Raw genomic sequence first — 15,159 nt, forward strand, 5'->3', positions numbered from 1 at the left:
TTAGGTAATTTTCTTTTTTTAATTGAAGATGTTGAGTCAAATATAATGCGATTTGATATTGCAAATTGTCAACGATAAGTTAATGTGTATCAAATTTTAATACTAATAATTCAGATTCAACCCAAAGCCAATTCCCATATCACTGTCATAATGTGTCGTAATTCCAAAATTTCTGGCAACAATATATTTTAAACCGGCCATATATTCCTTATCCGTATTCCACATTAAGTTCATTCGCAAACGTCTCGAAATCGGAATATCCTTTCTTTCAAACTGAACTCTTACATTTCCATCTGTATAAACTTCAACTTGCGCTTTTACCAGCATTGGCAAAGTATATTCCATACCCGCGCTAAAAACAGAACGATTGTCTTTAGTATTTGTTTGACCGAAAAGATTTTGTTCCTGTTCGTCCATTCCCATTTTACGATAACGCCAGTCAAAACCTATGAATGGCATAAACCATTGCATTTTGCCAATATAACGTCCAATATGCGTTTCGGTTTCATAACCGTGTTTGTCGTTGTAACCCAAACGCCATTCTGTTCCAATGCTCCAGCGCGTATTGCTAAACATTGCTTCACCGTCATTTCCGTTTGAAGCAAAATCGTTTTCGCCCATAAAATGAAACATTCGATCGTCCATTTTTAGCATTTTATACGCCATTTCCGGATGATGAATCAACGGATTTGGTGCCGAATTTTCATAACTAAAAATACGTCCCATTCCGGCCATCATATGATATAAAATATGACAATGAAAAAACCAGTCGCCATCGGCATTTGCCTGAAATTCGATTGTATCAGTTTCCATCGGCATAATATCAATCACATTTTTTAGCGGAGCATAATCACCATTTTCATTTAAAATCCTAAAATCATGCCCGTGCAAATGCATTGGGTGACGCATCATAGATCCGTTATATAACGTAATCCGAACGTTTTCACCTTTTTTAATTAAGATTTTATCCGTTTCAGAAATCACTTTATTGTCTAAACTCCAAACATAACGGTTCATGTTTCCGGATAATTCAAAACGTAATTCTTTTACAGGCGCATCTTTTGGTAACGTTGTTTTTGTTGGAGATTTCAGCATTCCGTAATTCAGAGTCGTAATTTCTGTAGTGTCGCTTGATATTTTCATATCCTCCATTTTCATTCCTTCCATATTATGTTCAGAATGATCTTCAGATTTCATAGAATCATCTTCGCCCGAAATTTCAGGATACATAACGGTATTCATATCCATTTTATTAAGCGACATTTTCATACCCATATCGTTCAGTTCGCCGTTCATTTTCATCATGCCATTCATCATTTTCATCCCTTCAAAATATTTCAATTTCGGAAGATGTTTCACAGGCTGTTTAATGCCGCCGCCCAAAAACAAAGAAGCAGATCCGGTTCGATCTTCGGCTGTAGCCAAAAAAGCAAAAGATTTGTGGTCTTCGGGAATTGTAACGACAACATCATACGTTTCAGAAACCGCAATAAGCAATCGGTCGACTTCTACAGGTTCAACATCATTTCCGTCGCTGGCCACAACGGTGATTTTTCCACCGCCATAAGTAAGCCAAAAATAACTGGACGCGCCCCCGTTTGCAATTCGCAACCTGACTTTATCGCCTGCTTTAAATTGCGAAAGCTGATCTTCATTTTTTCCGTTAATCAAGAACTTTTCATAATAGACATCGCTCACATCCATGGCATTCATGCGTTTCCATTCGTTGGTGACTTTTGTTGAGAATTGCCCTTTTTTGATCGCTTCGGCATAACTTTGCGTTGTTCCTTTTCTGATCGCAAACCAGTCGTTTGCATTGTGAAGCATTCGTTGAATATTTTCCGGTTTCAAATCGGTCCATTCACTTAAAATGACCGGAATTGTAGGTAAATCGTCAATTCCTTTTCTAAAAGTCAAATCATCTTTCTTCTTATTAATAATAAAAAGTCCGTACAAACCAATTTGTTCCTGCAAACCAGAATGGCTGTGATACCAATACGTTCCGTTTTGAATAATCGGAAAAGTATATTTATGAGTTGTTCCTGGTTTTATAGGCATTTGCGTCAAATACGGAACACCGTCTTCTTTATTCGGAAGAAATAATCCGTGCCAATGCAAGGCTGTATCTTCGTTTTTGAGATCGTTATGAACGTAAATCTCCGCAATATCACCTTCAGTAAAAGTCAATGTTGGCATCGGGATTTGTCCGTTAACAGCAAGTGCTCGTTTTTCTTTTCCGGAAAAATTGACAATAGTGTCGCGAACATGTAAATCGTAACGAACTACTTGCTGCGAAAGCATATTTTGCAGAAATAAAAGAAGAAATGTTAGCGTGAAAAGTGTTTTTTGATGCTTCATTTTATAACATTATTAGCAGCATTACAGCACTCATCAAAATCATTAATGCATCTTCGATAATAGTAACAGTGCTCATTGGCAAATTAAAAACAGCTCCTAAACATGCACACTGAATTTTCTTTTTGTTTAAAACAGATTGCAAAACGCCAATTATACTAATGCTCATTACTACAAAAGTAACAGCGTTTGTTACAATAGGATTAAAGTTTAATACATACGAAATTCCTAAACCGAGTTCTATAAAAGCATAAAGATAACCCCAAGCCGGGATTTTTTTTGCCAGAACATCATACATCCTATAACTTTCTGCAAAACCTTTTAAGTTAAGTAATTTGAAAAACGAGAAAACCAGAAAAAATCCAGCCATAAAATGTCGCATGGCCTGCATAAATTCAAAATGGTGATTTTCGGTTTGTATCAAAACAGTAACCAAACTAATGTAAAAGAAAATAAGCAAAATAGGTTTATAAGTTTCAAACCATGATCTGTTTTGCGCTATAATTTCATGATGATCAATAGCCGAAATATGATATTTACTGTCTAAAGCATTTTGTAAATCAGTTATTGAGACATGTTTGTTCATGGTTACAGTTGCAGTATTATTTTCTTTTGAAACGGCAACATTTGATATATTATCGACAGATTGAAGTGCTTTTTTTACTTTGTCTTCACAACTCGAGCAAGTCATTCCGGTAAGTTGATAAGTATGTGTCATTGTTTTTCTTTTATTAAGTATTACAATGCAAATTTCCGAAGTAAGGTTTACTTCGGTTTGTATAATTTTGAGAATGATTTGTAATATTTACAATATGTTATTTACCGCAAAGAGCGCAAAGTTTTTTGCGTGCAAGTTTTAAAAAATGAAAAGTTCGCAAAGCCTTGACTATAAAACATTGCGAACTTTTGGTAAAAATATAGCCCAAGGTTTTAACCTTGCGGCACATGTTGGAATAAATTCGTTGCGTTCCAATGGTTGAAACCATTGGCTATGGTTCAAATCTTTGCAGTTTAAAAAAGCTTACAAATTCTTACACAATTCAAATGTTTGATTTTTGTATCTTTGTAATAATAAAAATTTAGATTATGACAACTATAACGATAAATGAGCGAACAAAAGCAGGTAAGACATTGCTTGAACTTGCAAAGTTACTAGCGGTTACAAATAAAGGTGTAAAAATAGAAGAAGAAAGCCCATACAATCCAGAATTTGTTGCTAAAATTAAAAAAATAGAGCGAGATTATGAAAGTGGGAAATCTAAAAGTATAATAGTTGATCCGAATGATATATGGGGAAGTTTAGGATTGAAGTAACCGAAGAAGCTCAAATACATATTTCTAAACATTTGAAATCAGGGAATCAATCTAGCATAAAAAAAATCGCAAAGATATTAGAAGAATTAGCTGAAAATCCATTTGAAGGAGTTGGAAAACCAGAAGCCCTAAAACACTAACTTTCAGGGTTATGGTCAAGAGAAATAAATAAAAAAGACAGACTTTTATATAGGGTTAAGGAAGAAATTGTAACAGTTATTGTGATTTCAGCAATGGGACATTATTCAGATAAATAAAAAACGTGCTAAAATTTTAGCACGTTTTTTTATGATGTAAATTAATTTACAAATTCTCGATCTCAATTCGTTTTTTATCCTTCAATTGTTTAAAATGTGTAGGTGTAAAACCCGTAATTTTTTTAAACTGATTACTCAAATGTGCCACATTGCTATAGTTTAAAATATCAGCAATTTCGCTAAGCGAAAGTTCATTGTAAACAAGTAATTCTTTTACTTTCTCGATTTTCTGACTGATAAAATATTTTTCGATTGTGTTGTTTTCAATTTCAGAAAAAAGATTGCTCAATGAATTATAATCCTGGTTGAGGTTTTCTGCCAAATAATCAGAAAGGTTAATTTTTAGTTCATTGTTTTTATGATGAACCAAATCGACAATCAGATTTTTTATTTTCTCGACAGTTTTACTTTTTTTATCATCTATTAAATCAAAGCCTAAAGCTTGAAGATTTTTAAGTAAAACTTCCTTTTGAATTTCGGTAATAGAATCTTTCAGTTCGACTTCGCCTAATTCAACAGAAATAGTCTGAAGTCCGAGTTTTTCAAACTCAGACTCCACAACCATTTTACATCGAGCGCACACCATATTTTTGATGTAGAGCTTCATAATTATTTGATGGTTTCTACCACATTTCCGCAAGTCAGCATCGAAGAACCATAGTACGGATTCTTAACAGTTTTTTCTTTGCTTAACCAGTCAGCATCGGCCATTGGGCAATATTGTTTGTAAACAACTTCGCCTGATTTCGAAACTTTAATTAGTTCGTAAGTATTTTTTGAAAGTGATTTAAAAGTCTCACGCTGTTTTTTAAGATCTGCAGTTGTTGAAATACTTTTAGCATCAGCCGTTAATTTTTTAGCAACTTTCACCCACACGGTATGTTCGTCAGCTTTTAGTTTGTCCATTTTTACAGCAGTAATTGCAGTCAATAAATCTTTGGCTTTCGCCGAAGTTAACTTCGCATCGCTTTTAATTAAAGCATCTTTTACTGTAAAATAAGCATCATAAACAGCTTGTAATTGTGAATCAGCAACTTCTATTGTAGTTTTTGCTGTTTTAATTGTATTTGCCTGAATACTATTTGCATTGAAAACTAATACAATTATGGCGATTATAGTTGAAATTGAATTTTTCATTTTTATATGATTTTAATAGAGAATCTAATTTTCTCTAAATTAAATAATTTGATTTTTAAAGTTTTATAAAGGTGTATGTCTTGCAAAACTGCGGGTACACAAAGATTAAAAGTTTTTCTTAGAGCCTTAGCGCCTTTGTGGCAAATTTCAAAACAGAATTATGGCTGTCAGAAATAGAATTATTGTATTTTTGGGATTAACCAAATAGAAGTAAAACCTGCAGAAATGCGGTCAGTTTTATGATAGGAAACAGATTTCTCAAAAGAGAAATTAAATACATTATTATCGAATTCAAATTCATTTGCAGTAATCAAACTAAATGAAAATCCGGAAGTTGTACAACTTGAATGATCACATTTTCCGCTGCAGCCGTGTTGGTCTTTTTTTGAATCGTGATTTTGGCAGCATTCTTTTTGACAAGAATCAGTAGTTTCTTTTTTAGAGATTTCTTTCTTTTCGCATGTAGTTTTTTCAGCAGTTTTGCCACATGCATAACCTGAATTGGACATCAAAAAGAAGCCAAGAATTAAAAAGAAAAATAATATGTGGACTTTTTTTGTCAACTAAATTGTTTTGGAATTACAAATTTAAAGATTTTTTTTCAGAGCTGCTATTTATTTACCATTTCCAATTTTAAGTTTTCTTAAAATCAGTAGGTTTCATGTTTTTTCTCTTTTTAAAATAATTTGATAAATGACTTTCATCGGTAAAACCAAACTCATAGGCGATTTGTTTAATCGGCAATTGATTGTTATGGATTCGCTTTTCGATCAAAGTTGTTCTCAAATTATGAATATAATCACGATAACTAATGCTAAAAGTCCTTTTGAAATAAGCGCTAAAATAAGTTTCGGCAATATTAAAATGATTCGCAATAACTTTAATCTGAACTAATTTTGGATTGTAAATATTCTGATGGATATAAGACGTGATTTGCTCATTATCAATAGAATTTCCCTTAATGATTAAATGCTGACTGCGCATGGTTTCCTTTATTAATCCAAAAATCGAAAGAATCTGGTAAAATACAATTGGCGAATTCGAAACATCGGTTTTGCAATTATAAGCAGCAATGTTTTCGATCGTATTTTTTAAAATTGTTTTGCAGGGATCATCTAATTTTAAAACCGTTTCTTTTAGCGTTTTATCACGCATAAAACTTTCCGGCGTATGAATTAAAAATTCATCGCAAGTCAAATTCTGTTTCGAATTAAAATAGTTATCGGTAAACTTAATGTAAAAAAAACGAGTACTTTTTTTGATATCAAAATAATGCTCGTCTTCCGGAGAAATCACAAATAAATCACCCGTTTTATACGGAAGCAAATTATTATTTAAATGATGAATGCCGCTTCCTTTCTTAATATAAATGATTTCATAATAAGTGTGCGTGTGCGGAACATGAGGAAATACGTCATCTTCGAATTCGTGAATGACAAGTTTTTCAAACTGATTAAATTTCGGCATAACTTAAATATACAAGTTTATGTCGTAAATATACAACTAATTTCAGGTATAATAGTGTTAAATTTGCTTCATAGAAAATCTATTCCTTTCTTGTAAAACAAATGAAAAAAAGTCTTATCGCACTCTCATTAGGAGGATTAACAATTGGTATAACCGAATTTGTTATGATGGGTTTGTTGCCGGATATTGCCTCAGATATGAAAGTTTCGATTCCTGTAGCAGGATATTTAATTTCTGCTTACGCATTAGGCGTTGTTATTGGAGCTCCGTTGTTAGTTATTATCGGAAGAAACTTTCCTCCCAAAAAAATGCTTTTAATTTTAGCATTGATGTTAACCGTTTTTAATGCGCTTTCTATTATTGCGCCAACGTATAATTTTTTATTCGCTTCCAGATTTCTTTCCGGATTACCACACGGCGCCTTTTTTGGAGTAGGAGCGGTAGTGGCAAGCCGTTTGGCAGACAAAGGCAAAGAAGCTCAGGCGATTGCCATTATGTTTTCAGGTTTAACATTGGCAAATTTAATAGGTGTTCCAATTGGTACATATATAGGTCATCATTTTATATGGCGTTATACTTTTGTGTTAATCGCCATTGTAGGTTTGCTAACATTTTTGTTTATCTCTTTATGGATGCCAAATCTGGAAAAAAGCGGCAATGTAAATATGAGAACACAATTGCTGTTTTTTAAGAAAACAGAAGCCTGGCTGATCATCGGGATTACTGCGATTGGGTTTGGCGGATTATTTGCCTGGATTAGTTATATCGCGCCTTTATTAATTAATGTCTCTAAATTTTCTGCAGAAGATGTTTCGTATATCTTGATTCTTGCCGGATTAGGAATGGTTGTTGGAAATTTCCTTGGCGGTAAATTGGCCGATAAATATTCACCGGCGCCCACTGTTTTAGCTTTATTATTTGTGATGGTGCTGGATTTAATTATGGTTTACTTTTTCTCTTTTAATCAATATGTTTCTTTATTACTGACGTTTTTAACCGGAGCGATTTCTTTTTCGGTTATTGCGCCTATTCAGATGTTGATGATCAAAACGGCGAAAGATGCAGAAATGATTGCTTCGGCTGCGCTTCAGGGAAGTTTTAATATCGGGAATGCTTTAGGAGCTTTTCTTGGCGGATTACCATTATCGGCAGGATATAGTTATGCTTCTCCAAATTTAATTGGCGTTGGAATGGCCATTATCGGAATGATTATTACCTTTATTTTAATGCAAAAACATAAAAGCAATTTACAGCTTCAAAATGCATAAATAGATTATCTCTTTATATAATAGAAAGTCCTTAGACAATAGTTTAAGGACTTTTTTATGCGCATTAATTAAATAAATCAAAACAGTTTTTGGTTTTTTAGTATTATTTTACTTCTTTTTCTCTTTTAGATATTCATCTTTAAAAAATATTTCTTCGTCTAAATCTACCTCTAATAATTTGATAATTTTTTATTGTGTAATCGATTGTTTTTTTAAATAAAAGGAGTCAAATCAACAATTGGCAATAATATATTTAATATTTATTGTTGGAATAAATTACATATGTCATAGAAAAAACACGTTTTATTTTTAATATATAATTTTTATTATGAAATTTTTGTGAATTTTAATTTTTTATATCAAAAAAATATTTATGTTTGTGTAATCGATTACAATATTGTTGCAATTCAAAATTCAATATTGTTTTTTGATCTTTTTAAAACAGGAAAGTCTTGATATTAGTGATTATATGAAGTTTTGATTCCGATAAAAAAGCAAAAAGAGAAAACTTAAAAACAGACTATAAACTAAAAAAACCAATTAATAATTTAAACAATTAACCATGAATTTTAAAGATTTATTTAATAAAGGAGCAAATTGTTGTTTCGCAGTTGTTTTTTTATTGTGCCTTTTAATGAGCAATCGTGTTAGTGCACAAGGTGTAACTCTGGAAGGAACCGTAAAAGATGGTGCGGGATTGACTTTGCCTGGTGTTAACATTATAGAAAAAGGGACAAAAAACAGTGCTTCTACTGATTTTGACGGACATTATAAAATTAAGCTTACCAGTTCTAAAGCTGTTGTAGCGTTTTCTTTTATTGGATTTAGAACTAAAGAAATTAATGTTGACGGCCGCAGCAAAGTTGATGTTGCCTTATCTGAAGATGCTAACAACCTGAACGAAGTAATTGTGGTTGGATACGGATCAGTAAAAAAAGGCGACTTAACCGGAGCAGTTTCTACTTTATCAGGAAATGATGTTAGAAAAACACCAATTGCCAATGTTGCTGAAGCTTTAACGGGACGTATTGCCGGTGTTCAGATTATATCTTCTGAAGGTTCACCAGATTCTGATATTAAAATCAGAGTTCGTGGCGGAGGATCTTTAACTCAGGATAGTTCACCTTTAATTATTGTTGACGGATTTCCGGTAAACAGTATGAACGACGTTTCCCCATCGGATATTGATACAATTACAGTTCTTAAAGATGCATCGTCTACCGCAATTTACGGTTCAAGAGGAGCTAACGGAGTTGTTATTATTACGACTAAAACTGGTAAAGACGGAAAAATTGCTGTAAACTTTAATATGTTTTATGGTATGAAACAAATGGCAGACGAAATTGATGTGCTGCAGCCTGAAGATTTTGTAAAATGGCAATATGAATATGCTTTGCTTGCAAAAGATGTAAACTCGTATGAAAAATATTTTGGTTCATGGCAAGATCATGATCTATATAATGGATTGAAAGGTGATAATTGGCAAAAACAAATTTACGGACGTACCGGAGAAGTTCAGAGCCGTGATTTGGCAATTCGTGGTGGTTCGGACAAAATTAATTTCAATTTTAATTATGCACATTATGATGAAACTGCCATTATGCAAGGTTCAGATTTCAAAAGAAATAACTTGTCTTTGGCATTAAAAAGCAAAGCGAGTGATAAAATAGATCTTGCTTTTACGATGCGTTATTCTGATACAGAAATAAATGGTGGTGGAAATAACGAACAAAACGAAAAATCTACAGCAGATTCACGTCTAAAACATGTTGTGGGTTATTCACCAATTCCGATGCCGGGATTAACAACAGATGATACAGACGAAGCAGTTTCAGGATATCTTGTAAATCCTTTTGTGGCTGTAGCCGATAATGACCGTCAGCAGTTTAGAAAAAACTTTAATATGTTAGGAAGTTTTTCATGGAAATTAACCGACAAATTGGTTTTTAAAACAGAACTTGGTTTAGATAATTATAACTATCTGGATTACCGTTATTACGGACGTTCTACTTATTATGTAGCAAATGCGCCAGCTGCTGAATTGCAGGGAATGCCGGCATTGAACATGAGTGATAGAAAAGATATTCGTTTTAGAAATGCAAATACGCTGAATTATGATTTCAAAAAATCACTTGGCGAAGACCATACTTTAAATGTTCTTTTAGGAGAAGAAACAATCGATTTTCAAAGAAATGATGTAAATACAGTTTTACAGGGATTTCCGGAATTCTTTAGTTTCGATCAAACACAAAAACTTACTTCACAAGGAAAACCTATTTCTGTAGATAATTATTATTTTCCGGATGATAAATTGCTTTCATTCTTCGGACGTGTAAATTACGAATTCAGAAACCGTTATATCTTAACCGGAACATATCGTGCCGATGGTTCAAGCAAATTTTTAGGCGATAATAAATGGGGATTTTTCCCGGCAGCAGCAGCAGCCTGGAAAATTTCTGAAGAAAGTTTCTTAAAACAGGTTTCATGGATTAATTCACTTAAAGTGAGATTAAGTTACGGAGAAGCAGGAAACAATAATATTCCGACAGGACAAACCACCCAGAACTTTATTTCATCAACATCTCCGTGGATAAATGGTGTAAATAATTATTGGGCAGCAGCAAATGTTTTGGCAAATCCTGACTTAAAATGGGAAACGACAGTTACACAAAACTTAGGATTGGATTTTGATTTTTTCAAAAGCCGAATTAATGGTTCTTTCGAATTATACAAAAACGTAACGCATGATCTTTTAATCAATTTCCCGGTAACCGGATCCGGTTATACGACCCAATATAGAAATATGGGAGAAACTCAAAATACAGGTTTTGAAGCTACTTTAAATGTTGTGGCCATTCAAAAACAAGATTATGGTTTAAATTTCTCATTCAATCTTGCAGTAAACAAAAATCGTATTAATTCTCTTGGAATCATGAAGGATTTTAGCGCAACAAGTGGTTGGGCTTCTACGGCAATTGATGCTGATTACCAAGTAAATGTAGGTCAGCCATTAGGAGTAATGTATGGCTATAAAAATGACGGACGTTATGAAGTTTCAGATTTTGACTATAACGGAACAACTTATACATTGAAACCGGGCGTTGCAAACGCTTCTACAGTTGTGGGTACTGTACAGCCAGGTTATATGAAATTAAAAGATTTAAATGGTGATGGTGTTGTAAATGGAGACGACCGTACCATTATTGGTGATGTTAACCCAAAATTTAACGGAGGTTTTATCATTAATGCTAACGCTTATGGTTTTGATCTTTCAGCTTCTTTTAATTATAGTGTTGGAAACGACGTTTATAATGCAAACAAAGTAGAATTTACAACTTCGACTCCAAACGGTCAATATAGAAATTTAAGTTCAGAAATGGCTGACGGAAAAAGATGGACAAATCTTGATCCTGCAACAGGACAATTAGTAACAGACCCAACGGCATTAACGGCGCTAAATGCGAATACAACAATGTGGTCGCCTTATATGAACCGTTACGTTTTTAGTGATTGGGCAGTTGAAGATGGTTCTTTTTTAAGACTTAACACACTTACATTAGGATATACATCTCCAAATTCTCTTACGGATGCAATGGGCATTACCAAATTGAGATTTTACCTGACGGCTACGAATGTTTTCCTTCTTACCAATTATTCTGGACCTGATCCTGAAGTTTCAACAAGAAGAAATACGCCTCTGACACCTGGAGTTGATTATTCAGCATATCCGCGCAGCAGACAGTTGGTTTTTGGTTTAAACCTTAATTTTTAATTTAAAACGTATCAAAATGAAACATAAAATAATAATAGCAGGATTAATTTTAGCAAGCCTTTTTAGTTCTTGTCAGGAAGATTATTTAGATGCACCTGCAAAATCAACATTAGACGAATCATTGATTTTTTCTGATGCCGGATTAGCCAAAGGTGCTGTAGACGGAATTAAAATTCCGTTTGGAGATACCAACGGACACAGAGGTCGTTTTCTTCCTTTTTATGGATTTAATACGGATGTTGAATGGTACAATTCTTCAGAATCTACTTCTGATGATAAACCGGATTTAAGTGTTTATGATGCCAAACCAAATAACAGCCAGATGAATGCTGATACCAATCCGTGGGTGTCTATGTATTCTGGTATTGAGCGTGCAAATATTTGTATAGCAGGACTTCGCAAATACGGCGATCCAAGACCCGGAACAGAACTTGGCTATTTATTAGGATCAGCCCTAACATTGCGTGCCATTTATTATGCTGATTTACTAAAAGCACACGGAGATGTACCGGCTCGTTTTGAGCCCGTAAATTCGGCAACAATATACATACCAAAATCAAGTCGTGATGTAATTTATAAACAGCTTATCAAAGATTTGGGCGAAGCATCAACATTAGTGCCGTGGCCGGGTGAAACTGCTGTAACAACCAGCGTAGAACAAATTAATAAAGCATTTGTAAAAGGATTACGTGCCCGTTTAGCGTTAATTGCAAGTGGTTATCAGCAATATCCTGACGGAGTTAGAAGAAGCACTGATCCTGATCTTTCAGTTGGTGCGATGTATAAACTGGCATTAGACGAAACACGCAGCATCATTCAAAGCGGATCTGCTCATTTAGAATCTTCATTTGAAACCTTCTGGAAAAAATACAATCAGGAAAATTTAACAGCAGGCGGAGAATCTCTTTGGGAAATTCCTTTTGGAGATGGCCGCGGAAGAATGTTATTTTCTTTTGCAGTAAAACATACGACTAACGATCAATTCCATGCAAATGGAGCAAATCGCGGGGGAACTGCAGGACCGCTTCCTTTTGTTTTTTACGATTATGATCTGGCAGATACGCGCAGAGATGTTACGTGTGTTCCTTACATCTACGGAACTGCCGTTAACGGAATTGCGAAACAGGAATTGGCAGCATTAAACAAATGGTCTTTTGGGAAATACCGTTACGAGTGGATGACCCGTTTTGTGACCTCAACAAATGATGATGGTGTCAATAAAATTTACATGCGTTATGCCGAAGTACTTTTAATTGCTGCCGAAGCTGCAAACGAATTAGAAGGTCCGGCTGCTGCTGCACCATATTTGAAAGAAATACGCAGAAGAGCTTTTGCTCCGGCAGTTCAGGCTGAAAAAGTAGATAACTATGTAGATGCTTTAACGAGTAAAACAGCCATGTTTAATGCAATTGTAGATGAAAATAAATATGAGTTTACAGGAGAAATGGAACGCAAGCAAGCACTTATTCGTTGGAATTTATTGAAAGTAAAATTAGACGAAGCTAAAGAAAAAATGTTCCGTTTGCAACAGCATACAGGAGAATATGCAACGGTACCAACAGGTTTATATTTTAAATATAAAGCAGATAATGTTACCCTTGATATTTATGGATTAAATAAAGGTGAAACTGCAAATCCAGGAGCAGCTTATACGTATTTCGCATGGAATACTTTAACAGACAGTAAAATAAATTCTCTTTATAAACTAGGTGTAAATCCGGATAACAGACAATTCTGGCCAATATGGCAAAAAATTATTGACGGAAGCAACGGTCAATTAGTTAATGATTACGGTTATTAATATCTCAAAAATTAATTATTAATTATAAGTTATTATGTTTATGAAAACAAAATATATAGTAAAAGGGTTAATAGCCGGATTATTACTTGTCTTCGCAGTTTCGGGCTGTGAAAGTTATAATAAGGGATTGTTGGACGGAATTGGCGCAACCAGAGAATTCTCTCCGTTAGGGCTTACAGCAAAAGTTAAAAATCAGACAACAGTCGAATTAAACTGGACAGCAAAAGAAGACGCAGATCATTATACAGTAGAATTTAGTGCCGATGATCCGGATTTTAAAACGATTTTTAAAACAGTAAATGTTACAGCTGCAGAATTGCCGGTACAAGTACCGTTAGAAGGAGAAACGACTTATTCGATACGAGTAAAAGCAATTAGCGCAGCAGGATTAGAAGATTCGAAATGGTCTGTTATTACAGCAACAACATTATCAGAACAAATTTTCTTTCCGGTTCAGGATATAGATATCGAAGGACAATCTATCACTTTAAGATGGACGCCTAATAGCAATGTAACGCAAATTACGGTTGCTCCGGGCGATGTCACACACACGATTACACCAGCAGAAAAAACAGCAGGCGTTGCAATCGTGACGGGGCTTACAGGTGAAACTGGATACACGGCTACTTTGCTAAACGGAGCCAAGAAAAGAGGTGTTGTAACTTTTAAAACAGGAGTCGACGTAACAACCGGAATTGTAGTGAATCCTCAAGATGATTTAGTTGCAAAAATTGCAGCTGCTCCGGCAGGTTCAAAATTATTCTTAATGCCTGGAGATTACAGTGCAACCGGTGATATCGTATTGACTAAACCAATAACAATTAGAGGAGTAAAAAGTTATAGCAAACCATTCTTAAATGTAACGTTTACTGCTGCTGCAGGAGCTTCTGCTTTAAGTTTAATCGATTTGGATTTAGACGGAACCGGAATTAACAATGCAAGCGTTATAACCATTTCCGGAGCAAGTTCTGTTTATGGAGATATTTTGGTAAGTGGCTGTAAAATTCATGATTACACACGTGCATTGATTGCTGCAAATGCAACTTCGACTAAAGTAAAATCATTTACGGTTGATAATAGTATTGTTCAAAACGTAAATACAAATGTTGGTGCAGATTTAATCGATTTCAGAAATACGTATGTTGCCGATATCATTGTTAAAAACAGCACATTCAATACCTGTTCAATAAGTCGTGATTTTGTCAGGGTAGATGCGGGAAGTTTTAACGGAACAGGTTTAACAACCAATGTTTTAATTGATAGCTGTACCTTATATAAAGTATCAGATATAACAGTTGCGGCAGGAACGGCAGGAAAAAGAATATTATATGTTCGTTTTAATGCCAATACATCTATCGTAAGAAACACGTTGATTACAGAAACAACTGCGCTTTATACCAATCAGCCGCTTACAACGGCTCCTACGTATACTAAAAACTATTATTTTAATGCACCGGGATTTATGGATGCAGCAGTTAAAGACAATAAAATCGATGCTACGGGAACAGTTGCAAACCCTCAGTTTGTAAACGCAGCAGCAGGAGATTTTACCATCAAAAACGGAACTTTACTTGATAATAGAGTAGGAGATCCACGTTGGATAAAATAGCATTTTTCTACAGTTGGTTTTTATAGAAAGAGGGATACAGTTTTTGTATCCCTCTTTTGTTTTTGGTTGGTGTGAAATGGCATGCGGATGAGGCGGATTTAAACAGATTTTCGCAGATTGTTTTATTTGAAAATTCTTTTACACCATTTTTTGTCAGACTGAGCGAAGTCGAAGTCCCG

At 34.4% G+C, this 15,159-nt stretch carries 11 protein-coding genes and 1 pseudogene; 6 read left to right on the top strand and 6 right to left on the bottom strand.

Annotated features, from left to right (window positions below):
• Positions 1-102 precede the first annotated feature (102 nt).
• Positions 103-2,358 carry a multicopper oxidase family protein gene (locus ACZ0AH_RS04515; RefSeq protein ID WP_463474657.1) on the bottom strand — a complete coding sequence of 752 codons (2,256 nt, stop codon included), beginning with the start codon at positions 2,356-2,358 and terminating at the stop codon, positions 103-105.
• Position 2,359: 1 nt separating this feature from the next.
• A complete protein-coding gene (locus ACZ0AH_RS04520; RefSeq protein ID WP_463474658.1) occupies positions 2,360-3,073 on the bottom strand; it encodes a heavy-metal-associated domain-containing protein in 714 nt (237 codons plus the stop codon).
• A 368-nt stretch (positions 3,074-3,441) separates the two neighbouring features.
• Between ACZ0AH_RS04520 and ACZ0AH_RS04525 the strand changes: the two genes are divergently transcribed.
• Both ACZ0AH_RS04525 and ACZ0AH_RS04530 read left to right on the top strand, forming a co-directional pair.
• Entirely contained in the window at positions 3,442-3,669 is a 228-nt protein-coding gene (locus ACZ0AH_RS04525) for a DUF2683 family protein (RefSeq protein ID WP_463474659.1), read from the top strand.
• Positions 3,645-3,926 (top strand): annotated as a pseudogene (locus tag ACZ0AH_RS04530) (Txe/YoeB family addiction module toxin). Before ACZ0AH_RS04525 ends, ACZ0AH_RS04530 begins: the two are co-directional and overlap by 25 nt.
• A 46-nt stretch (positions 3,927-3,972) precedes the next feature.
• Here ACZ0AH_RS04530 and ACZ0AH_RS04535 read toward each other — a convergent pair.
• The 4 genes from ACZ0AH_RS04535 to ACZ0AH_RS04550 form a co-directional block, all read right to left on the bottom strand.
• Positions 3,973-4,533: a helix-turn-helix domain-containing protein gene (locus tag ACZ0AH_RS04535; RefSeq protein ID WP_463474660.1), complete on the bottom strand. Its 561-nt coding sequence runs from the start codon at positions 4,531-4,533 to the stop codon at positions 3,973-3,975.
• A gap of 2 nt (positions 4,534-4,535) precedes the next feature.
• Positions 4,536-5,063, bottom strand: a complete 528-nt coding sequence (locus tag ACZ0AH_RS04540; RefSeq protein WP_463474661.1) for a DUF3347 domain-containing protein — start codon at positions 5,061-5,063, stop codon at positions 4,536-4,538.
• Positions 5,064-5,242: 179 nt separating this feature from the next.
• Positions 5,243-5,626 carry a hypothetical protein gene (locus ACZ0AH_RS04545; protein WP_463474662.1) on the bottom strand — a complete coding sequence of 128 codons (384 nt, stop codon included), beginning with the start codon at positions 5,624-5,626 and terminating at the stop codon, positions 5,243-5,245.
• A 70-nt stretch (positions 5,627-5,696) separates the two neighbouring features.
• Positions 5,697-6,530: an AraC family transcriptional regulator gene (locus ACZ0AH_RS04550; protein WP_463474663.1), complete on the bottom strand. Its 834-nt coding sequence runs from the start codon at positions 6,528-6,530 to the stop codon at positions 5,697-5,699.
• A gap of 101 nt (positions 6,531-6,631) precedes the next feature.
• Here ACZ0AH_RS04550 and ACZ0AH_RS04555 point away from each other — a divergent pair, with 101 nt between their 5' ends.
• The 4 genes from ACZ0AH_RS04555 (at position 6,632) to ACZ0AH_RS04570 (ending at position 14,980) form a co-directional block, all read left to right on the top strand.
• The gene (locus tag ACZ0AH_RS04555; RefSeq protein WP_463474664.1) at positions 6,632-7,798 is read left to right on the top strand and encodes an MFS transporter; all 1,167 of its coding nucleotides are present in this window, start codon (positions 6,632-6,634) and stop codon (positions 7,796-7,798) included.
• Positions 7,799-8,360: 562 nt separating this feature from the next.
• Positions 8,361-11,570 carry a SusC/RagA family TonB-linked outer membrane protein gene (locus tag ACZ0AH_RS04560; protein ID WP_463474665.1) on the top strand — a complete coding sequence of 1,070 codons (3,210 nt, stop codon included), beginning with the start codon at positions 8,361-8,363 and terminating at the stop codon, positions 11,568-11,570.
• A gap of 16 nt (positions 11,571-11,586) precedes the next feature.
• Positions 11,587-13,371 (top strand): RagB/SusD family nutrient uptake outer membrane protein, encoded by a 1,785-nt coding sequence (locus ACZ0AH_RS04565; RefSeq protein ID WP_463474666.1) that lies wholly within the window; start codon positions 11,587-11,589, stop codon positions 13,369-13,371.
• A 40-nt stretch (positions 13,372-13,411) separates the two neighbouring features.
• Positions 13,412-14,980 carry a DUF5123 domain-containing protein gene (locus ACZ0AH_RS04570; protein WP_463474667.1) on the top strand — a complete coding sequence of 523 codons (1,569 nt, stop codon included), beginning with the start codon at positions 13,412-13,414 and terminating at the stop codon, positions 14,978-14,980.
• Positions 14,981-15,159: the final 179 nt, after the last annotated feature.

The sequence above is a fragment of the Flavobacterium sp. AC105 genome, from assembly GCF_979258495.1.